The sequence below is a fragment of the Hyphomonas oceanitis genome, from assembly GCF_036964545.1.
GTDB lineage: Bacteria > Pseudomonadota > Alphaproteobacteria > Caulobacterales > Hyphomonadaceae > Hyphomonas > Hyphomonas oceanitis.
In genome coordinates this window covers 540,826-561,685 of record NZ_JBALTL010000001.1, presented here as the reverse complement: position 1 = coordinate 561,685, position 20,860 = coordinate 540,826, and the positions used below count along the sequence as shown (strand labels likewise).

Genomic DNA, 20,860 nt, shown 5'->3' with positions numbered 1-20,860 from the left:
AGGGGATTTGAATGGCGAAAGTGATTGGCCTGGGAGGGCTGTTCTTCCTTTGCAAGGATGCTGAGGCGACGCGCGCCTGGTATGCGCGTGTCCTCGGCATAAAGATCGAGGAATTTGGCGGCAGCATGTTCAGCCACGCTGCGGCGGCAAGTGTATTCCCGAGAGGCGCGCAGACCGTGTGGTCGCCGTTCAAGGGCGACAGCGATTATTTCAAACCGTCAGACAGCGACTTCATGATGAACCTGATGGTCGACGACATGCCGGGCATGATTGCCCGGCTCGAGGCGGAGGGTATCGCATTGGAAGGCGAGCCGTTGAATGAGCCCTATGGCCACTTTGTCTGGATCATGGACCCGGACGGGCGCAAGGTGGAGTTGTGGCAACCCGTCGAGCCGCCGGCTGAATAATGCCATAAAAAGCGGCCGCCGCGGTTGTCCCGTGGCGGCCCGAGGAGAGATTGTCGATACTTGGAGAGCTTAGCTCTTGGCCGAGGCCTTGCAGGCTTCGAGTTCTTCAGCCGTCAGTTCGGAATTATCGTTGCGCAGGGCCGTAACGACGCCGACTTCCTTGGCGATTTTCTTGCAGATGCGGACAGAGGCTTTCTTGCGGTCGAGATCGCCGACGCAGGTCGTGCCTTCGCATGTCCAGACCACGCTCTCGGCGATGACATGCTTTTCAGTGACAGGCTGCGCCGTTTCGAAAACGAAGTTTGCGGCGAAAGCGGGAGCGGTGAGCGCCAGTGCGGCGGCGCCGAGAATTGCAGAACGGAGCATGGGAGGCTGCCTTTGTTCGGGGTTATGATGTGTGCGTGCAACACGGTGGATAAAGGGAGACTTCCCTTCCGTTTAATGACTATCAAACGCTGAATAATTCGTCAAGCGTTCAGAAAGTAGAATTTTGCGATATCCCGAGGGAAGCGATTGGAGGGGCAGGTTGCCCCTACGACACAAATTGCTCCTGCCTGTGCGTGGGTTAGAGTGACCTAAAGAACAAGGCCACGCGCCAGGGAGAGATACATAATGGACTTCAGCATTCCGCAGGATATCGCCGACTATCTGGTCGTTCTCGATCAGTTCATCGAAGACAAGATAAAGCCGCTGGAGCAGAAGGACGACAATATCCGTTTCTTCGACCATCGCCGCGAATGGGCCCGGACGGATTTCGAGAATCAGGGCCTGCCTCGCAAGGAATGGGAAGCGCTGCTTGGCGAGGCGAGACGTCTTGCGGACGAGGCGGGACACCTGCGCTACGGCCTGCCGAAGGAATATGGCGGCCAGAACGGGTCGAACCTCGCAATGGCAATCATCCGTGAGCATCTGGCCCGCAAGGGGCTTGGACTGCACAATGACCTGCAGAACGAGCATTCCATCGTCGGCAACATGCCGCAGATCCTGATGCTGCGCGACTTTGCCCGCGAAGACCAGAAACACCTCGCCACAGCGGCCCTTGAAGGCAAGTTCCGCGCGACGTTCGGCCTGACAGAGCCAAACCACGGCTCTGATGCCACGCATATGGAAACCCGCGCCGTCCGTCACAAGAAAGACGGCAAGGATGGCTGGCTGATCAATGGCGAGAAGATGTGGATCACCGGCATGCACCATGCCAGCCACATGATGTGCTTTGCCCGTACCAGCGGCGAGGACGGTGACGCGCGCGGCATTACCTGCCTGCTCGTACCGGCAGATGATCCGGGCATCGAGATCATCGAGTACATGTGGACGTTCAACATGCCGACCGATCACCCGCGCCTTACCATCAAGGATGTGTGGGTGCCCGAAAGCGCGGTGTTCGGCCCGCCGGAAGGCGGCCTCGCGCTGGCCCAGCACTTCGTGCACGAGAACCGTATTCGCCAGGCAGCCAGCTCGGTTGGTGCGGCGATGTTCTGTATCGACAGTTCAATCGATTACGCCAACACGCGCGCACCGTTCGGCAAGAAACTGTCGACCAATCAGGCGATCCAGTTTCCGATTGTGGAACTCATGTCGGAAGCCGAGATGCTGCGTCTGCTGATCTTCAAGACGGCGTGGGAAATGGACCAGATGTCCAAGCCCGAAGTCGCGATCAAGCTCTCGGACAAGGTGTCGATGTGCAACTACCGGGCAAACCGGCTCTGCTGCAACGCGGCCGACCGCGCGATGCAGATCCATGGCGGCATGGGTTATTCGCGCCACACACCGTTCGAGCATATCTATCGCCACCACCGCCGCTATCGCATCACCGAGGGCTCAGAAGAAATCCAGATGCGCAAGGTTGCCGGACACATCTTCGGCTTCATGGGCGCGCAAAAGCACGGCCAGCCCAAGGGCGAAAAAGATGCCAAGGGCAAGAGCACCGAACCGACGGATTTTGCCGTTCGGTAGCACCGTAGTATGATCCCGCGCAGGCTCCAGCTCGCGCGGGAACTTACACACCATGTTCAAACGGCTTAAGCAGACGGCGCTTGTGCTGGCAGTGTTTGTCGGTGCGATGTTAATCGTTGGGGTCCTGGTCGACGCGGTTCTTCCAAGGCACTGGCAGCCCGTGCAGGCCTCTGTCCAGTCGGCAAATATCGCATCCGTCCGGAAGGGTACGCCAGAATGGGCCATTCAGGCGGATGCGCGTTATGAATTCCATGGCCGTGTTTATGAAACGCGGCGTGACGTGTTTGTTTATGCTGACAGGGACGTTGCCCTTGATGCGCTGGACGACTGGCCGCCAGGTCGCGAATTCACGCTTTACGTCAATATGGACGCGCCGGAATCGGTATCGGTTTACCCGGATGGCGGGCGGAGCGGGGCGATCGCGGCTGCCGTCATTCTGACGCCTGCCTTGGTCGTCATGATCGGCTTCATTATCTTTCTTATCCGTTGCAGGCGCGATGCAGTAAGCACTTGAGAGGGTGCTTTCCTGCCCGGAGCACTCTGCGGTTAATCCGGCGGTAACCCTAAAAGGTAAATGGTTCAGTTGATTTTATTAACTGACTGGAGGCATGGCATGTCCCTGCTGGAACGGGTTATCCGGGCGCACCGTTGTACGTCGACACATCACCATATTGCGTTCAATGCGCTGGACCTGATCGAGGGCGACGAGGCCGAGCGCTGGAAGTCGCTGTTCCTTGTGCATCACGAGCACTTGCTGAAAGGTGCCAAGGCGCCGGACACGACCTTCAAGGATTTCCGCAATCACGTCCTGCACATTTCCGAGGGGGAATGGGGCGGGGCGCGTGACAAGGCGACAGAGTGGTATGCCAAAGCCGTCGACTTGCTGGCGCGCAAGAAGTGGAGCGAAGCCGCCTATGCGCTCGGCGTGCTGAGCCACTATTATGCTGACCCGCTGCAGCCCTTCCACACCGGCCAAACCGAGGAAGAAGGCGCCATCCATCGCGCTGTGGAGTGGAGTATTGCCAAGTCTCAGGTCGAGATCGCGTTTAGGATCGATACGCTTGGGTACCCCGAGATAGCGGTGCCGGAGGGCGTGGGCTTTGTGTCAGACATGGTGCGCGCCGGGGCCGAGCGCTCGCACCCGCACTACCACACATTTATCGACCATTATGACCTTGATGTCGGCGTGAAGGATCCGCCGGCTGGCCTCGACGAAACCATGCTGGAAATCGTGGCTGACCTTGTGGCCTATGCGACGGCGGGCATGGCCGTACTCATGTCGCGGGCGATCGCAGAGGCGGCTGTGGCGCCCCCGAAGGTGAACCTCACCATTCAAGGCTATATCGAGACGCTTGATATTCCGCTTCGCGTAATCTCGAAGAAGCTGGCCGATGCGGGTGACCGCCGCCAGGTTGAGCGCATGTATGCCGAATTCCAGAAGACCGGGAAGGTAGTGAAGACCCTGCCGGACGATGACAAGGCTATTCGCAAACTTCACGCGAAACAGGTGTTGCGCGTACCGCTGAAACAGCTCGATGCGCAGGAACTGGCGCCGCTGGGCAGCGCACTGAAGAAGGCGCCTGTCGAGGCACCGAAGGCGGAAGCTCCGACGCCGAAACCAGTTGCCAAGGCTGAGCCCAAGCCCGCCCCGGCGCCTATTGCGAAAGTAGAGCCGAAGCCAGCGCCCCAACCGGAAGCCGTGAAGGAAATACCCAAGCCAGCGCCAAAGCCCCAGCCCGCGCCGGAACCAGTCGCCGAGGCTGCACCTGAACCTGCAGATGTTACGGAGATTGGTGGACGTGGGCGCCTGACGCGTGAGTCGCCTGTCGTGGATGCCCCTTCGATCGGCCGGAAAACGGCCAAGCGGCTGGGCCGTGCCGGCATTACAACGGTCGGCGATCTGATGGACTGCGATCCAGAGGAAACCGCCAGCCTGCTCGCCGTGCAGCATATTGATGCCGATACGCTGATCGACTGGCAGGACCAGACCCGGCTAATGATGGATGTGCCAGGCCTGCGCGTGCATGATGCGCAAATCCTTGTCGGAGCGGGCATCCGGACGGCGGCTGAACTGGCAGCGGCCTCGGCGCGCGATGTATTCCTCGCGTCCATGGACTTCCTGACATCGCCTCAGGGCGAGCGGGTGCTGTGGGAAGATGCCAATTTCGAGGAAGACGAGGTTGAAGGCTGGATTAGCATGGCGCAGGCCAGCGCCGCCTGATCAGAAGCCGCGTGGATTCAGCCCGGCGGCGCGGTAGATTGCGTCGATGGCCGTCATGTTGCCAACGGCATCCTTGCCACCTGTCAGCGGCGCAGTGCGCCCGGCCATTACATCCATCACATGGGCTAGCTGGTGGTCATAGGTAGCCTCTCCGTCGACCGTGAAGGTCTCGGTGTTGCCCTTTATCGTGGTCGCGATGCTGTGGCCGCGATGGGGATGGATGGGGTTGGTGATCTCTAGGTGGCCGTCCGATCCTACGACCCTGATCCAGGCATTGAAGGGCGTGTCAGGCGCCATGCTGGTATGGATTGATGCCGTCTCCCCGCCGGGGAAGGTGACTTCAGCGACCGTTTTCAGGTCAACACCGGGGTGTTCGCACTGCGCTGTGGCGGAAACCACGGTCGGTTCCGCGCCGATCAGGGTGCGCACGGCGTGCAGGGGGTAGCAGCCAAGGTCCATCAACGCGCCGCCGCCCACGGTCAGTGTGTGGCGCAGTTCGCCGGGGCGGTATGGGATAGTGACGTCAAAGGCCGCCTCGATGCGGTGCACGACGCCGAGCTGGCCGCTGCGCACAATATCGAACACCCGCTGGAAGGCTGGGTGGAAGCGATAATGGAAGGCTTCGATGAGGGGCTTGCCGGTGCGGGTCGAGGCCTCGACCATCTGCGCGGCTTCGACTGCATTCATCGCAAAGGGCTTCTCGCACAGCACGGCCTTTCCGGCCTCAAGTGCAGCGATTGTCAGGTCAGCATGGCGATGCGGGGGTAGGGCATTGTAGATAAGGTCGATGTCGTCGCGGGCGAGCAGGTCTTCGTAGGAGTCGGGGACGTGCGGGATGCCATGTTCATCGGCATAGGCCCGCGCGCGATCGGCATCGCGTGCGGCCATGGCGATCACTTCGCAGTCGGTCCGCGCGCTGGCCGGAGCGATGACTGCTTTGGGTGCAATTTTCGCTGCGCCGAGAATGCCGATCCTGATCATGTGAGATGCCTTGTTTTCATGAGACCTTCGCTTGGCCTGTGGACAGGACGTAAACAAAAACGAGCCCGTTGTTTACCCCGTCCTAACAGCGCTTAACGGAGTGTGGCAAATGAGTTGGAATCTGCGGGGCCGTGTAAAGGAAGCGGAAAGCATGTGGGAGGTTAATGGGGGTTCCGGAGCCATTAATCCTAGGAGTGCCACGCTAATGCTGAATGTTCTCATTGCGCACATCGCTACAATCAATGGACTCTCGGAACCTACCGCTACTAAGGCGCTGGGGATTGTATTGAATTCAGCTGAGCGACAGGCTTCTCCCTTCGCACCGGCGATGTTCAAGGCCATCCCCGGCGCTCGTGCGCTCGCCGCTCGCACAGGGTCGGAGTTCGGCGCAGCCACCGGCATTATTGCTCGCCTGATCGAGCAGACGCCCGGCGGCAAGCGCGTTGTCGCGCAGACCATGATCGGATCGCTTCACAAGATCGGGCTGGACCACAAGGCCATTGGCCATCTTCTGCCGTCGATTTCGACATTCATGGAAGAGCATTGCGAGATGACAGGCTTCGGACATCTGGGCGACCTGATCGGCCATGATCTGGATGCCGAACTCAAGGCCGCAAAAGCCGCCTGATCTCTGCAGGATCAATCGATGCTTCCAAACAAGGCCGCCCCAAAAGGGCGGTTTTTTTGATTCCAGCTGATCCGCTTGGCGATCCATCACGTAACAAGAACAGGCTGCGATGACTGATACTTGGAGCCCTCCCGCTCGGTCTTGCGCCGGAAGAGCCAGCCCGCTGCCCCTTTCCAGGCGGGACTGGCTCTTTTCTTTCGCCAGATGTGTCGTTACAGCGTGACCAGCCCTGCTGATCGAGGAACAGACATGCGAACACTGAACGGACTGCGCGCGGACGAGCGGTTTGCGCTCGACCTGATGGCTGCCATCCGCGCCGATGCAGAGACTGTCTGTGCACCAGACGCCGTGGAACTCGTCTCGGTCACTATCGACGTGACCGGCGCCGACGTGACTGGCGAGCCAGTGTTCAAGGCCCGCGTTGACCGCAAGACACGCACCGTGCTGTTCACAGGCGGTGCGGCATCCTGCGGCGACACGGTCGTGATGACGGCGACAGCAGTTTACAGGATTGTGTCGGCCTAAGCCTACATCGGCGTATCGCGCAGTTTGAGAAGGTCCGGATAGTCCGGATCGCGCTTTTCTGCGCGGGCGGCAAAGGCTTCCTGCATATGCGACGGCGGCAGCATGGCGGCGTTCCAGACGCCGATATAGTCCAGCGTATCGGCCGTGTTGTGGTCGCGGGCGTAATTGATCAGGGTCTTGCAGCCTGTGACCGTCAGCGGGTCTTTCGACGCGATTTCCCTGGCTGTTGCGAGCGCGTGGGCAACGCAGGCTTCGTGCGTCTCGAAGACATCATTGACCAGGCCTATATCCTTGGCTGTGGCGGAATCGATGCGGCGGCCGGTATAGGCCATTTCCTTGACCCAGCCTTCCGGGATGTAGCGTTGCAGGCGCGGGAAGGTGCCAACATCTGCCGTCATGGCGATATTGGTTTCCATGATCGTGAAGAAAGCATCCTTTGTGCACCAGCGGATGTCGCCGGCGGAGATCATGTCGATGGCACCGCCGATGACGCCGCCATGGAGGGCGAAGAGAACGGGGACGCGCGCCTCTTCCAGCACGTTGAAGCTGGACTGGATCTGGCGGATATTGGAGCGGAACGCCTCAGCCGCGACATAGCGATCAACCTTGCCGCCGCCTTCGCCCGAGCCGAATACGGCGAGGTCCATTCCGGCGGAGAAATGCTTGCCTGTCGATGAGATCACGATGCAGCGCGCGCGCACGTTCATGTCGATATCACGAATGATGGCAGGCAATTCGTTCCAGAACGCCTTGTTCATCGTGTTCATCGCCTCGGGGCGGCTCATCTGGATATGCGCGACCTTGTCCTCGATCGTGACGGTGAAGGCTTCATAGGTTTTCTGCAACATGGGGCGTCTCCTCGATTTCGCGAGAGACTAGCACGGGTCAGCTAGCTGGCCAGATGTGACCTCGCGAGAGGCTCAGGCCAACACGCTTTCGGCCTTGTTGGGGCGCATGAGCAGGGTTGTGATGGCATCATCCACGCTGATCTCGCCTTCAATGACGGCGGCAACGGCGTCGCAGATGGGCATGTCGACGCCGTGTTCGCTGGCCAGACGGCGTAGCACGGGGGCGGTGGCGACCCCTTCCGTGACCGCGTTGCGGGCGCCCATGATGCTTTCAAGGCTTTCGCCGCGCCCGAGGGCGAGGCCGCAGCTCATGTTGCGGCTGGTTTCCGAACTGCAGGTCAGGACGAGATCGCCGAGGCCCGAGAGGCCCGACATGGTCTCGCGGTCTGCGCCCAGTGCGAGGGCAAGACGGGTCATTTCGGCGCTTCCCCGGGCAATGAGGGCGGCATGGGCAGACCGTCCAAGGCCCTTTCCGAGGGCAATGCCGCAGGCAAGGGCGAGCACGTTCTTGACCGCGCCGCCAATCTCGGCGCCGAGCAGGTCGGTGGCGAGGTAGGGCCTGAAGGTTGGCGTGGAGATAGCCTGGATGAGTTCGCTGCCGATGGATTCATCTTCCACAGCGAGCGTCACGGCAGTTGGCAAGCCCTTGGCGACGTCGATGGCAAAGCTGGGGCCGGACATGACGGCAGGGCTCGCTTCAGGCAAGGCGTCGGCGAGCACCTGTGTCATGAACTTTCCCGAGGAAAGCTCGATGCCTTTCGAACAGAGGACGACGGGCGTTCCGGGCGCGATATGGCCCTTCAGGGCGGCCAGTGTGCTTCGGGTATGCTGGGCGGGGGCGACTGCGAACAGGGCATCGAGATTGTAGAGATCGGCCAGATTGGTGGTGGCCCGCAGGGCGGGTTTCAGCGGCACGCCGGAGAGGAAAACCGTGTTCTCGTGAACAGTGTTGATGGCGTCCGCGACTTCAGCCTCAAGGCACCAGAGGGTCACGTCCTGCCCGTCGCGGCATAGCATCTGCGCAATGGCTGTGCCCCATGCGCCGCCGCCGATTACACCGAATGTCTTGAAAGCCTGGGTCATGGCCGGAGACTTATCGAAGTTGCGGGCGGGAGCAAGCTCAAGACTGCGGTTGCGCGCTGGTTGTTCGGGCCTCATAGGCGGCTTCCACGAGGCGCGCGAATATCCTGCGAAACTTGGCCCGATAGGTCATGAATTCTGGATGGAACTGAACGCCGAGATAGAAGGTCTTGCTGGGGTCTTCGATAGCCTGCACGACCCCATTGGCCTCTTGCGCGGTGATGACAAGGTTCTTGCCGATCTTTGCGATGGCCTGCTTGTGGATCGAGTTGACCCTTACTGTCGCCTTGCCAAGAATATCGCGGATGAGACTGCCGTCCGTGGTGTCGATTTCCTTTCGATACAGGATATGGCCCGGAAGGGTGGAGGGATAATCCACGTCCTCGAACACGCCTTCCAGTTCCTGATGCAATGTGCCGCCGCCAGCCACGTTCATGACCTGTGCGCCGCGGCATATGGCGAGGGTGGGCAGGTCCGTATTGCGTGCGGTGCGGGCCCAGTACATTTCCATTTCGTCGCGGCCGCGATCATAATGGGCGTCTTCGATGGCTTCCTGATCATAGTGCGGCGGGAACACATCCGAGCCGCCGCCAATGACCAGCGCATCAATCGGCGCCTCGCGCCATGACATGCCAGTGGTGAGTGTTTCGGGCGTTCCGCCCGCCAGCCGCACGGCCAGCGCGATGGCGGCATAGGCGAGATTATCGCCATGTTCGGGCTTCGTGATGCCGACGATGGGCCTGTCCGTCATACCGTCTAGTCCGTCACTTCCGGCGGGAGTTTGCCGTGGCGGGCGAGGGAGCTGAGGATGAAAAAGATGCCGAGGGAGGTCATGGGATCGTCATCGAACATCAGTTCTGATTTGGCGCTTTTTGCATTACGTGCCTGCTTGCGCAGGAGTGCGATGCCTTCCTCGAGATTGGTGGCCTTGCCGAACGCTGTCTTCAGGGCGCTGAACGCACTGCGAAGCTCGCCCTTTTCCACATGATCCATCATGTCGCGAACGGCCGCCTTGGCACCTTCGGTGTCTATATCCGCCGACAGCGCATCCTTGATGGCGCCCGCTGCCCATGCGACGGGGATGCGGGTTTTAGTGCCGATAACAGCGTCCCTGGATTCCTCCACGGTTCCGTTTGCGAACAGCTGATAGAGAAGCCAGGGGAAATCGACGCCGGATTCGACGCTCTGGAAGAGGCCCGCCCAAAAACGAGGGTTTACCTCGATTATGACCGGTTCGTCTTCCGGCTTCCCGCTCCACATGAAGTCGATCTCGGCGACACCGTTCCAGCCGACAGCTCTCATGAGCGTGTTGGCGGCGCGTATGAAGGGCGCGTCGTCGATGGTCTCGCGCATGGCGCCAGCGCCGCCTTCGGAGGGCATGTTCTGAAGGTTGTGATAGGCCATGTGGGCGCGCAGTTCGCCGTTCTCGTAGAGCACGCCGAGGCAATAGTCCTCTCCATCGGCAGCTTGCTGAATCAGGGGCGGCGGATTTTCCTTCGCAACGCGTTCGATGGCGCGCTTGAGGAGCTTGTCCTTGTCCTGAAAGAACTCGATGCCCCGCCCGCCAACTTCATCGACGGCCTTGATGAGGGCCGGCATGGAAAGCTCGGCCACCGCCGATTTAACCTCTTCCTCTGTGGTGGGCGTGAAGGTTTTCGGTGCGGCGATATCCAAGGGCTTCAGTGTTTCGACGAGATGCTGCTTTGGGTCGACCTGGTCGATGGATGCGAAATCGGCCGCGGCGAGCGTGATCAGGCCCTCAAATTTCTCGCGGTGCTCGGACAGGAATTTCCCATCCCTGAATGTCGGGATCAGGATATAGGGCCGGTTGTCCTTGGGCTTCAGTTCACGGACATGAGCGACCATGTCGGCAAGATAGCGGCGCGGATCATCTGCCTGATCGGCATGTACGAAATTGCCTTCGGTGAAGCGCGAGAATGAGGCCGCCGTCATGCCGACGCTGTCACAAGTAATGACTTCAATACCCTGTTTTGAAAGCGAATGTGCGATCACGACGGCCATCAGGCTGCGGCCATAGGTGACGATCGCGCGCCCTTTGAACTCTGTCATGGAATCTCCCGAATGCCCTGCTGCTACTGCACGAACGCATCTGTCAGGGCTTCGTTCCTGTCAGATGACTGAGGACCGATAGGCACTGTTGGAAACCATGTCAAAGCCATCGCGGTCCCATGCGAAACCCGATCAGACCTTGAAAAACCAAAGAGGAGTCCAGGCGGTCGTGTCGCCTAGGCGAAGTCGAATGTCCCGACTTCGTCTTCGACGGTGATCTTCACCTTGCGGCCGACGGGGCTGGCCTCTTCGCGCAGAACAGCGAGGGCGGCCGGGCTGGCCTTTGCAATCGTGCGGCGGCCGTCGGCGAGACGGGCAAAAATGATGCCGGTCTCTGGGCCTGCCTTGCCGTGGGTGACGGTGAAGGTTTCGAGCGTGCCTTCGCCGTCTGCCTGATGGATTTCCACTTCTGTCTTCGCCTTGGCAGCAGGGGCGACCGGACGGAACGCCTTCGGCTTCTCTGTCGAGTAGACGCCGGCTGCTTCCTTGGTCATCCAGCCACCATTGGCGAGGACAAGGCCGAGGTCACCGGGCGCCGCGCGGAGCGTGTGCGCCATCTCGGCAATGCCGTGGAGGGAGTAATTGTTTCCGGGGCCGCCGAAGAAGGGCAGGCCGCCCGTCAGTGTGAGGGGGCGGGGATCGGTTTTCCAATCCATGCCCATAGCGGCGGTTGATGAGAAGACCGCGCAGGGGAAGCAAGAATAAAGGTCGAAATGATCAATGTCGTCCGCGGTGACGCCTGCCTGTGTCAGCGCACGTGACGTCGCCTGTTCCATCGCCCATGAACCATCGAGCTTCGGCCGCACGGAGATATGGTTGTCGCCTGCCTCGCCACCGCCGTGGAGATAGACGCGCTTGTCCTTGGGAACGCCGAGTTCATCAGCCTTGCTCTCGCTCATCAGGATGGCCGCAGCGCCCTGGTTCACAGCGTCCTGTGCGATGAACCATTTCAGAAACGGGTCGGCATATTCGTAATTCTCGCGCGACGGCGTCGAGAGGAAGTCGACGCTGTGTTCGACCGGGAATTGTGAATATTCGTTCTTGGCGGCAACCGCAGAGAAGGGCTGGAAGAGCTCGGCCATGGCGCGGCGATGCTCGCTGCGCGTGCGGCCTTCGCGGGCGGCGATGGCGTTCTCGAACAGGCCGTAGAAATAGGCCGGGGCGATCAAGCCGTGCTTGATCTCTTCGCGGGTCAGCATCATCGGGCCCATGCCGCGATCTTCGTAGGCGGCGTCATCGCCATCGGCCCAGTTGATCTCGACATTGTGGCGCCGGGCGCCCTTGGAGGCGCGGTTGGCTTCCGAACCGGAAATGAGGGCGACTTCGGCTTCGCCAGCGAAAATGCGGGCGGCCATCTCGTTGACCAGCGCCTGCGCGCTCTGACCGCCGACGGTCTCATAGATGAGGTTGGCAGGCTTGGCGCCGATATCGCGGGCGAGCGTGCCGGGCAGGTTTGTGTTGTGGCCGTGAGGGTGCGGCGCGCGACCGACCGAGTCCTCGAAGATACGGACGACGGCGAGCGTATCTATCGCGCCGGCAATACCAGCCGCGCCGGCATCGGCAAGGGCGGCCTTCGAGGCATCAACCATGAGAGATAGGGGCGAAGGTGCGCCGTCAGGACCGTTTGTGCCGTCCCACTGGCTGAGGCTTTGTCCCACACCGACGAGGACGGGCATGTCTCCCTTGGCCATATTAGTCTCCCTGATATCTCAAAATATGCTCTGCGGACGGGCTTAGCGCGCCCGCAGAGCGATTTCGAGATGGGACGTTGGGGAAACCCGGTATTGCGCCTAGTGCGAGAGGAAACCCTTTTCCTTGAGGTAGTCCAGGATCGTTTCGGCGGCATCTTCAGGGGATTGTCCGACCGTGTTGATCCGCAGTTCCGGGGTGAGCGGAGCCTCGTAGGGGCTGTCGATGCCGGTGAAGTTCTTGATTTCGCCTGCACGGGCCTTCTTGTAGAGACCCTTTACGTCGCGCTGCTCTGCGACATTGAGCGGCGTATCGACGTGGATCTCCACGAACTCGCCATCGGCCATAAGATTACGGGCCATTTGGCGCTCGTCTCGGAATGGCGAGATGAACGAGACGAGCGTGATCAGGCCGGCATCACTCATAAGGCGTGCAACGTTCGAGACGCGGCGCACGTTCTCGACGCGGTCGACATCGGTGAAGCCGAGGTCACGGTTGAGGCCGTGGCGGACATTGTCACCATCAAGGATGAACGTGTGCTTGCCGAGCGCGAACAGGCGCTTCTGCAGGGCGTTGGCGATGGTCGACTTGCCCGAACCCGAGAGGCCCGTGAACCAGAGCACGGCCGGTTTCTGGCCTTTCTGCTCGGCCAGCGTGGCGCGGTCGATATCGATGGCCTGCCAGTGGATATTGGAGGCGCGGCGCAGGGCAAAGTCGATCATGCCGAGACCGACCGTGTCATTGGTCTGGCGGTCAATCAGGATGAAGCCACCCATTTCGCGATTTTCGTCATAGGGGTCGAACGCGATGGCCTGGTCGAGCGACAGGGTGGTGACGCCGATCTGGTTCAGTTCCAGCGTCTTGGCCGGCATGTCGTTCAGCGTGTTGATGTCGATGCCGTATTTCGGTGCATTGATCGTGGCCGTCACGGTCTTGGCGCCGATCTTCAAGAGGTAGCGCCGGCCGGGCAGGAGGGGCGTATCGCTCATCCAGAGAACGCGAACCTGGAACTGGTCGGACACTTCAGCCGGGCTGTCGGCTGAAACGATAACGTCGCCGCGCGAGCTGTCGACTTCATCGGCGAGCGTCAGCGTTATCGACTGGCCAGCGACGGCCTCGTCCAGATCGCCCGTGGCGGTGACGATGCGGGTGATGGTGGACTGGCGCCCCGAAGGCAGCGTCTTGATCCGGTCGCCAGGCTTGACGGTTCCGGCCGCGATCTGGCCTGAGAAGCCGCGAAAGTCGAGGTTCGGACGGTTGACCCACTGCACCGGCATGCGGAACGGGGCATTGAGGCGCTTGTCGCCGATCGGCACGGTTTCCAGATAGTCCATGAGGCTCGGGCCGTCATACCAGTCCGTTTCGCGCGAATTCTCGGTAATGTTGATCCCGGCGAGGGCTGACATCGGGATGGGCTGGATTTCGAGGTCGGTCGCCAGCTCGTCTGCAAAATCATAGAAGTCTTCGACAATGTCGTTGAAGACCTGCTCGCTGTAATCGACGAGGTCCATCTTGTTCACGGCGAGCACGAGGCGACGGATGCCGAGCAACGTTGTGATGAAGCTGTGGCGGCGGGTCTGGGTCAGGATGCCCTTGCGCGCGTCGATCATCAGGATGGCGACATCGGCGGTGGAGGCGCCGGTTGCCATGTTGCGGGTATATTGTTCGTGGCCGGGCGTGTCGGCGACGATGAACTTGCGCTTGTCAGTCGCAAAGAAGCGATAGGCGACATCGATCGTGATGCCTTGTTCGCGCTCGGCGGCGAGGCCGTCGACGAGCAGCGCGAAGTCGATATTCTCGCCCTGCGTACCAACGCGTTTGGAGTCTGCCTCCAGCGACGCCAGTTGGTCCTCGAAGATCATCTTGGAATCATAGAGCAGGCGGCCGATGAGGGTCGACTTGCCATCATCCACGCTGCCGCATGTGATGAAGCGCAAGAGAGACTTATGCTCGTGCTTTTGCAGGTAGGCGCCGATGTCTGAGGCGATTAGGTCGTCGGTGAGGCGCATCAGAAATAGCCTTCCTGTTTCTTCTTCTCCATGGACGCGGCCTGGTCGGCGTCGATGACGCGGCCCTGGCGCTCTGACGTCGTGGTCAGCAGCATTTCCTGGATGATATCTTCAAGCGTGGACGCGGTGCTTTCGACAGCGCCGGTCAGCGGGTAGCAGCCGAGCGTGCGGAAGCGGACGGACTTCATCACGGCGGTCTTGGCGAGTTCTTCCGGCATCCGGTCGTCATCGACCATGATATCGACGCCGTTCCATGTGACGACCGGGCGTTCAGCAGCAAAATAGAGCGGCACGATCTCGATCTGCTCGCGGCGGATATATTGCCAGATATCCAGCTCGGTCCAGTTGGAGAGCGGGAAGACGCGGATACTTTCGCCCGGATGAATGCGGGTATTGTAGAGGTTCCAGGGCTCGGGCCGCTGTTTCTTGGGATCCCAGCGATGCTCGGCCGAGCGGAACGAAAAGACGCGTTCCTTGGCGCGGGATTTCTCTTCGTCGCGCCGTGCGCCGCCAAAGGCTGCATCGAACTTGTACTTGTCGAGCGCCTGTTTCAGGGCCGCCGTCTTCATGATGTCGGTATGCATGGCCGAGCCATGCGTGAACGGGCCGACGCCATCGCGCACGCCGTCTTCATTGATGTGTACGAGCAGGTCCATGCCCATTTCGGCGGCCTTGCGGTCGCGGAAGGCGATCATCTCCTTGAACTTCCAGGTCGTATCGACATGCATCAGGGGGAAAGGCGGGCGCGATGGATAGAAAGCCTTCATCGCCAGGTGGAGCATCACGGCGGAATCCTTGCCCACCGAATAGAGCATGACAGGGTTTTCGCACTCCGAAGCCACTTCCCGCATGATATGCAGGCTCTCAGCTTCAAGCCGGTCGAGATGGGTCATCTTGGCCAAGGTTCGTAACATCCTTCAGTCTGTTTTGTGTCGTCCTAGTCGCCTTATAATGGGTAGGGAAGGGCGCCATTTACAGGAAACGCACTTGTAAGCAGTTCTATACAGTCAGGCTGACCGGCAGGATCGCCCGTTAACGCTGGGAATACCCCTAGATTGTCGCAATTTCCAACAATCTGTCATTATTCAGACTGAATGGTCGGGTCTATCTACGCTCTCTGATTCCCTGGAGGTAGATTATGTGTGGCATTGTAGCGATTACGGGCTCTGAACCTGTTGCGAACCGTCTGATCGACGGGCTGAAGCGGCTGGAATACCGTGGCTATGACAGTGCAGGCATTGCCATCTCATCGCGCGGCAAGGTCGAGCGACGCCGCGCCAAGGGCAAGATCGTCAACCTGCAGGCCCGCCTTGAAGAAGAGCCGATGGACGGCCTGACCGGCATTGCCCACACGCGCTGGGCGACCCACGGCAAGCCCAATGAAACGAATGCCCACCCCCACATGTCGGGCAATGTGGCTATCGTGCATAATGGCATCATCGAGAATTTCCGTGACCTGCGTAGCGAGCTGGAAGAGGCTGGCCGCGTTTTCGAGTCCGAGACTGACAGCGAAGTCATCGCCCAGCTGATCGCCCAGAAGATGGACGAGGGGCTGAGCGCCGTGGACGCGTTCGAGGCAACGCTTGGCCAGCTGACGGGCGCCTTTGCGCTGGCGGTGATCTTTGCTGGAGAGGAGAGCGTCCTGATGGGTGCCCGCCGGGGCAGCCCGCTTGTGCTTGGCTATGGCGAAGGCGAAATGTTCCTCGGTTCCGATGCCATCGCGCTGGCGCCGCTGACGCGTGACGTGACTTATCTGGAAGAAGGCGACTGGGCCGTGCTGCGGCCCGATGGCGCCGACATTCGCAATGCGCGCGGCGACCGGGTGAACCGTCCGCGTGTGACCTCTGCGGTCAATGACGCGCTGATCGAGCGCGGCGAATATGACCACTTCATGCTGAAGGAAATCCACGAGCAGCCGGAATCGCTGGCGCGCTCGATCCTGCCTTATATCGATCAGGCGACCCAGACGATTCAGGCGGGTGACACGGCGAGCGATATCTTCGCCGGTGCCGACCGCGCGGTCGCGATCGCATGCGGCACGGCCTATTATGCCGCCCATACGGCGAAATACTGGTTCGAGCAGATCGCAAAGCTGGCGGTGGAAACTGACATCGCGTCGGAATTCCGTTATCGCAAGCCTGTCCTGCCGGTGACCGGACCGGCCCTGTTCGTCAGCCAGTCGGGCGAGACGGCCGATACGCTGGCCGCGCTGCGATACTGCCGCGAAAACAAGTCGCCTGCGATTGCGGTTGTAAACGTACCGGAAAGCTCGATTGCGCGGGAGGCCAAGGCGATTGTGCCGACGCATGCCGGGCCGGAGATTGGCGTGGCCTCGACCAAGGCCTTTACGGCTCAGCTCGCCGTGCTGGCAGTGCTGGCTCTGTCAGCGGCCAAGGCGCGCGGACATCTCAAGGCCGGTGACGAGGCCAAATATGTGAAGAGCCTGCTGTCGCTGCCGCGCAAAGTGTCCGAAGCGCTGGAAGTGCAGCCCGAGATCAAGGCGATTGCGCAGACGCTGACCAAGGCGAAGGATGTGCTGTTCCTCGGCCGGGGACGCTATTTCCCGCTGGCGCTGGAAGGCGCGCTGAAGCTGAAGGAGGTCTCCTATATCCACGCCGAGGGCTATGCGGCCGGCGAGCTGAAGCACGGACCGATTGCGCTGATTGAGCAGGACCTGCCGATCGTTGTGGTTGCGCCCTATGACGACCTGTTCGAGAAGACGCTGTCGAACGTCGAGGAAGTCAGGGCGCGGGGCGGCCGGATCATCCTGATCTCCGATGACAAGGGCATCAAGCTGGCAGGAAACCGGGCCGATCACGTCATCCGCCTGCCGGATGCCGACGAGATCGCCATGCCGATTCTCACAGCCATACCCCTGCAATTGCTGGCTTATTTCGTCGCTGTGGCGAAGGGCACGGATGTGGATCAGCCGCGCAACCTCGCCAAGTCCGTTACGGTTGAGTGAGGTTCGCGCGTTGCGGGTGCTACGGTTCATGGTATAGCGCTCGCCCGAAGGCATACGCCTGCTGCAATTGCTGAAGAGCGCGCTTATGAAGCCTGAGTTCAGACCTGATCCTGTCCTGAAGGATGTGATCCTGATCAAGCCTGCCCGTATCGGGGATGCGCGGGGCTGGTTCTCGGAAACCTTCAATGCGCGGCACTATGCCGAGGCGGGGATTCCGGATGATTTCGTCCAAGATAATGAATCCCGCTCTGAAGCCATGGGCACATTGCGCGGGCTGCATTTCCAGTTGCCGCCGCATGCGCAGGCCAAGCTGGTTCGCTGTACGCGGGGGCGGATTCTCGATGTGATCGTGGACATACGGCAGGGCTCGCCGACGTTCGGCCACCACACCCGCGTGGAGCTTTCAGCTGAGAAAGGCGAGCAGGTTTACGTGCCGGTGGGCTTTGCGCACGGGTTCTGCACGCTGGAGCCCGATTGTGAGATTGCCTACAAGGTGACAGCCTATTACGCCCCAAAGGCTGACCGCGGGCTGGCCTTTGATGACCCTTCCCTGGGTATTCAATGGCCATTCCCGGACCAGTCGCTGGTCTTGTCGGACCGTGACCGGGGGCATCCGCGGTTGTCAGATCTTGGCGACGTGTTCCCGGCCGAGACGGCGGGAGCCGCCCGATGAAGTATCTGGTGACAGGCGGGGCCGGCTTCATAGGCTCGGCGCTCTGCCATCGGCTGATGGCGTCGCCGGACGCGCAGGTCACGGTTGTCGACAAGATGACCTATGCGGCCAACCCGGCCTCGCTGGCGCCATTCGAAGAAGAGGACCGGTTTCGCCTCGTGAAGGCCGATATCTGTGATCAGGCCCGAATGATGGACCTGATGCTGGCGGATGCGCCGGACGTGGTTTTCCACCTTGCCGCCGAGACGCATGTTGACCGCTCGATTGATGGGGCGGATGCGTTCGTGCAGACGAACCTGATCGGGACGTTCGCGATGCTTCAGGTTGCGCGGGCCCTGCATGAGCGCAAGGGTGGGGCGGGCGTTCGCTTTGTGCATGTGTCGACCGATGAAGTGTTCGGCTCGTTGGGGCCGGAAGGGCGTTTCGAAGAGACGACGGCCTATGACCCGTCTTCTCCCTATTCGGCGACCAAGGCAGGCGCAGACCATCTCGCGCGGGCATGGCACCGCACTTATGGGTTGCCGGTGATGGTTTCCAATTGCTCGAACAATTACGGGCCTCGCCAGTTTCCGGAAAAGCTGATCCCCTTGATGGTGCTCAATGCGCTGGAGGGGCTCAAGCTGCCGATCTATGGCGACGGATCGAATGTGCGCGACTGGCTGCATGTTGAAGACCATGCCGACGCACTGGTCCGCATCGCCGAGGCGGGTGTGCCGGGCGAGAGCTACACGGTGGGCGGCAATAGCGAAAAGACCAATCTCGAGATTGTCAGGCTTGTTTGCCAGTTGCTGGACGAGCGGCGCCCGGAGCGCGCACCCCATGGCGACCTGATGACATTTGTGGCTGACCGGCCCGGGCATGACCTCCGCTACGCCATTGATGCGAGCAAGATAGATCGTGAGTTGGGCTGGGCGCCGTCGCGCGATTTCGTGCAGGGGCTTGCCGATACGGTCGACTGGTACATTGCCAATGAAGCGTGGTGGGGCCCTTTGCGTGAGACGGTTTATGCCGGCGAGCGGCTCGGCAAGGTCGGAGCCTGAGACATGGCGGACGGCAAGATCCTTGTGATTGGCCGGACGGGCCAGGTCGCGCAGGCACTGGCGCATGTTGGCGGCGCGTCCGTGATATGCCTCGGCCGACCTGATGCAGATCTGAAGCGGCCCGAAACACTGGCGCGCGCAATCGACCAGCACAAGCCAGTCGCCGTCATCAACGCCGGTGGCTTCACGCTGGTCGATCAGGCTGAGGCCGAACCGGACGAAGCGCGGATACTGAACGTGGATGGACCGGCTGCGCTGGCCTTGGCATGCAAGGCCGGTGGTGTTCCGCTGATCCATCTTTCAACCGACTGTGTGTTCGATGGCGCGATGCCGCGCGCCTACCGGCCGGACGATGATCCGGCGCCGATCTGCACCTATGGCCAGACCAAGCTGGATGGCGAACTGGCTGTGGCCGACGCCTACCAGAAGCATCTGGTTGTACGGGTCTCATGGATATTCTCGCCCTTCGGGCACAATTTCGTGCGGACGATGCTGAAGCTCGCACAGACGCGGGAGCGTGTGTCGGTCGTGTCGGATCAGGTTGGCTGCCCGACCTATGCGCCTGCATTGGCGGCCGGTCTGCTGGAGATGAGCCGTCAGGCTGCCCAGCCTGGCTTTGCAAGCTGGGGCACATATCATCTGGCCGGGGCAGGCGAGACGGACCGGGCAAGCCTTGCGCGCAGCATCTTCGCCGAAAGCGCGCGGCATGACGGCCCGGTCGCCGAAGTCGATGATGTCCTGACATCAGCCTATCCGACGCCTGCGACCCGTCCGCTGAATGCGCGGCTCGACATGACACGCACGCGCGATGTATTCGGCGTCCAGCTGCCAGACTGGCAGGACGGCCTTGCCGCGACGGTCCCGGCACTGATCCAGGAGATGGCGACATCATGAAAGGTATCGTGCTGGCAGGCGGCCTCGGCTCGCGGCTTTATCCCGTCACCCGTGGCGTGTCGAAACACCTGCTTCCGGTGTATGACAAGCCGCTGATCTATTATCCGATTTCCACACTGATGCTGGCTGGCATCCGCGAGATGCTCATCATCACTACGAGTGAACATGCCGATGCCTACAAGGCGCTTCTCGGCAACGGGTCTCAATGGGGCGTCGCGTTCGAGTATGCGGTTCAGGACGAGCCACGCGGGCTGGCCGAGGCGTTCATATTGGGCGAGCGCTTCATCAATGGCGGCAGGTCGGCACTGGCGCTGGGCGATAATATTTTCTATGGCGCCGGGCTCTCGGGGCAATTGCTGGAGGCAGCCGCCTTGCAGAAGGGCGCGCGCGTTTTCGCGCACCAGGTTCAGGACCCGCACCGGTTCGGGATTGTCGAGCTGTCACCGGAAGGCAAGCCGATCTCGATCGAGGAAAAGCCGGCCGAGCCACGCAGCAATCAGGCGATCACGGGGCTTTACTTCTATGATGCCGACGTCGTGGAGATTGCCAAGGCGGTCAAGCCGTCGAGCCGGGGCGAGGTCGAGATCACGTGCGTGAACCGGGCTTACCTCGAGCGGGGCGATCTCGCCGTGACCAAGCTGCCGCGCGGATCGACCTGGCTGGATGCCGGCACGTTCGACAGTCTGCTGGAGGCCTCGCATTTCGTGCAGGCGCTCGAGAAGCGCCAAGGCCTGAAGATCGCGTGCCTTGAGGAAATCGCCTGGCGCAAGGGCTTCATCAATGCGGCCACGCTCGAAGCGCTGGCGATGGCGTACAATAATGATTACAAGGCCTACCTACTGGCCTTGCTGGACAAATCCGCCCAATAAGGAACGGT

20 protein-coding genes are annotated in these 20,860 nt (G+C 61.0%); 11 read left to right on the top strand and 9 right to left on the bottom strand.

The features are described 5' to 3' along the window. Nucleotides 1-11: 11 nt before the first annotated feature. A complete protein-coding gene (locus tag V7651_RS02850; RefSeq protein ID WP_034738684.1) occupies nt 12-407 on the top strand; it encodes a VOC family protein in 396 nt (131 codons plus the stop codon). Between the two features lie 69 nt (nt 408-476). On the opposite strand, the gene V7651_RS02845 is transcribed toward V7651_RS02850, so the two are convergent. Then, on the bottom strand, nt 477-773 hold the full coding sequence (locus V7651_RS02845; RefSeq protein ID WP_051615069.1) for a DUF8200 family protein: 297 nt from the start codon (nt 771-773) through the stop codon (nt 477-479). Nucleotides 774-1,019: 246 nt separating this feature from the next. Here V7651_RS02845 and V7651_RS02840 point away from each other — a divergent pair, with 246 nt between their 5' ends. From V7651_RS02840 to V7651_RS02830, 3 genes are all read left to right on the top strand, one after another. After that, entirely contained in the window at nt 1,020-2,360 is a 1,341-nt protein-coding gene (locus V7651_RS02840) for an acyl-CoA dehydrogenase family protein (RefSeq protein WP_034738687.1), read from the top strand. Nucleotides 2,361-2,412: 52 nt separating this feature from the next. Then, nucleotides 2,413-2,874, top strand: coding sequence for a DUF3592 domain-containing protein (locus V7651_RS02835; protein ID WP_034738690.1), 462 nt, complete (start codon nt 2,413-2,415; stop codon nt 2,872-2,874). 99 nt (nt 2,875-2,973) lie between these two features. Next, nucleotides 2,974-4,581, top strand: a complete 1,608-nt coding sequence (locus tag V7651_RS02830) for a DUF4332 domain-containing protein (protein WP_034738692.1) — start codon at nt 2,974-2,976, stop codon at nt 4,579-4,581. On the opposite strand, the gene V7651_RS02825 is transcribed toward V7651_RS02830, so the two are convergent. Continuing rightward, nucleotides 4,582-5,562 carry a Gfo/Idh/MocA family protein gene (locus tag V7651_RS02825; protein ID WP_034738694.1) on the bottom strand — a complete coding sequence of 327 codons (981 nt, stop codon included), beginning with the start codon at nt 5,560-5,562 and terminating at the stop codon, nt 4,582-4,584. Between the two features lie 205 nt (nt 5,563-5,767). Between V7651_RS02825 and V7651_RS02820 the strand changes: the two genes are divergently transcribed. Continuing rightward, entirely contained in the window at nt 5,768-6,190 is a 423-nt protein-coding gene (locus tag V7651_RS02820; protein ID WP_162176908.1) for a hypothetical protein, read from the top strand. A 249-nt stretch (nt 6,191-6,439) separates the two neighbouring features. Further along, nucleotides 6,440-6,715 (top strand): hypothetical protein, encoded by a 276-nt coding sequence (locus tag V7651_RS02815; RefSeq protein ID WP_034738696.1) that lies wholly within the window; start codon nt 6,440-6,442, stop codon nt 6,713-6,715. Nucleotides 6,716-6,717: 2 nt separating this feature from the next. Here V7651_RS02815 and V7651_RS02810 read toward each other — a convergent pair whose 3' ends face one another. The 7 genes from V7651_RS02810 to cysD form a co-directional block, all read right to left on the bottom strand. Next, nucleotides 6,718-7,563: a crotonase/enoyl-CoA hydratase family protein gene (locus V7651_RS02810; protein ID WP_034738698.1), complete on the bottom strand. Its 846-nt coding sequence runs from the start codon at nt 7,561-7,563 to the stop codon at nt 6,718-6,720. A 72-nt stretch (nt 7,564-7,635) separates the two neighbouring features. Then, the gene (locus V7651_RS02805) at nt 7,636-8,646 is read right to left on the bottom strand and encodes an NAD(P)H-dependent glycerol-3-phosphate dehydrogenase (protein ID WP_034739086.1); all 1,011 of its coding nucleotides are present in this window, start codon (nt 8,644-8,646) and stop codon (nt 7,636-7,638) included. Between the two features lie 37 nt (nt 8,647-8,683). After that, nucleotides 8,684-9,394, bottom strand: coding sequence for a gamma-glutamyl-gamma-aminobutyrate hydrolase family protein (locus tag V7651_RS02800; protein WP_051615072.1), 711 nt, complete (start codon nt 9,392-9,394; stop codon nt 8,684-8,686). 5 nt (nt 9,395-9,399) lie between these two features. Continuing rightward, nucleotides 9,400-10,713, bottom strand: a complete 1,314-nt coding sequence (locus tag V7651_RS02795) for a carboxylate--amine ligase (protein ID WP_034738700.1) — start codon at nt 10,711-10,713, stop codon at nt 9,400-9,402. 176 nt (nt 10,714-10,889) lie between these two features. Further along, nucleotides 10,890-12,404: an acetyl-CoA acetyltransferase gene (locus tag V7651_RS02790; RefSeq protein WP_034738702.1), complete on the bottom strand. Its 1,515-nt coding sequence runs from the start codon at nt 12,402-12,404 to the stop codon at nt 10,890-10,892. Nucleotides 12,405-12,503: 99 nt separating this feature from the next. After that, on the bottom strand, nt 12,504-14,411 hold the full coding sequence (gene cysN / locus V7651_RS02785; protein ID WP_034738704.1) for a sulfate adenylyltransferase subunit CysN: 1,908 nt from the start codon (nt 14,409-14,411) through the stop codon (nt 12,504-12,506). Further along, on the bottom strand, nt 14,411-15,304 hold the full coding sequence (gene cysD, locus V7651_RS02780; RefSeq protein WP_034739090.1) for a sulfate adenylyltransferase subunit CysD: 894 nt from the start codon (nt 15,302-15,304) through the stop codon (nt 14,411-14,413). The genes cysN and cysD overlap by 1 nt, the downstream gene beginning before the upstream one ends. 245 nt (nt 15,305-15,549) lie before the next feature. Here cysD and glmS point away from each other — a divergent pair, with 245 nt between their 5' ends. The 5 genes from glmS to rfbA all read left to right on the top strand — a co-directional run bounded on the left by glmS (nt 15,550) and on the right by rfbA (nt 20,852). Beyond that, a complete protein-coding gene (gene glmS / locus V7651_RS02775) occupies nt 15,550-17,376 on the top strand; it encodes a glutamine--fructose-6-phosphate transaminase (isomerizing) (RefSeq protein ID WP_034738706.1) in 1,827 nt (608 codons plus the stop codon). 85 nt (nt 17,377-17,461) lie between these two features. Beyond that, nucleotides 17,462-18,049 (top strand): dTDP-4-dehydrorhamnose 3,5-epimerase, encoded by a 588-nt coding sequence (gene rfbC / locus V7651_RS02770; RefSeq protein ID WP_034738708.1) that lies wholly within the window; start codon nt 17,462-17,464, stop codon nt 18,047-18,049. Beyond that, nucleotides 18,046-19,089 carry a dTDP-glucose 4,6-dehydratase gene (gene rfbB / locus V7651_RS02765; RefSeq protein ID WP_034738710.1) on the top strand — a complete coding sequence of 348 codons (1,044 nt, stop codon included), beginning with the start codon at nt 18,046-18,048 and terminating at the stop codon, nt 19,087-19,089. Before rfbC ends, rfbB begins: the two co-directional genes overlap by 4 nt. Before the next feature lie 3 nt (nt 19,090-19,092). Beyond that, nucleotides 19,093-19,983, top strand: a complete 891-nt coding sequence (rfbD, locus tag V7651_RS02760) for a dTDP-4-dehydrorhamnose reductase (RefSeq protein WP_034738711.1) — start codon at nt 19,093-19,095, stop codon at nt 19,981-19,983. After that, complete coding sequence (gene rfbA / locus V7651_RS02755; protein WP_034738714.1) at nt 19,980-20,852, top strand: glucose-1-phosphate thymidylyltransferase RfbA; 873 nt, start codon at nt 19,980-19,982, stop codon at nt 20,850-20,852. Before rfbD ends, rfbA begins: the two co-directional genes overlap by 4 nt. The last annotated feature ends 8 nt before the right edge of the window (nt 20,853-20,860 follow it).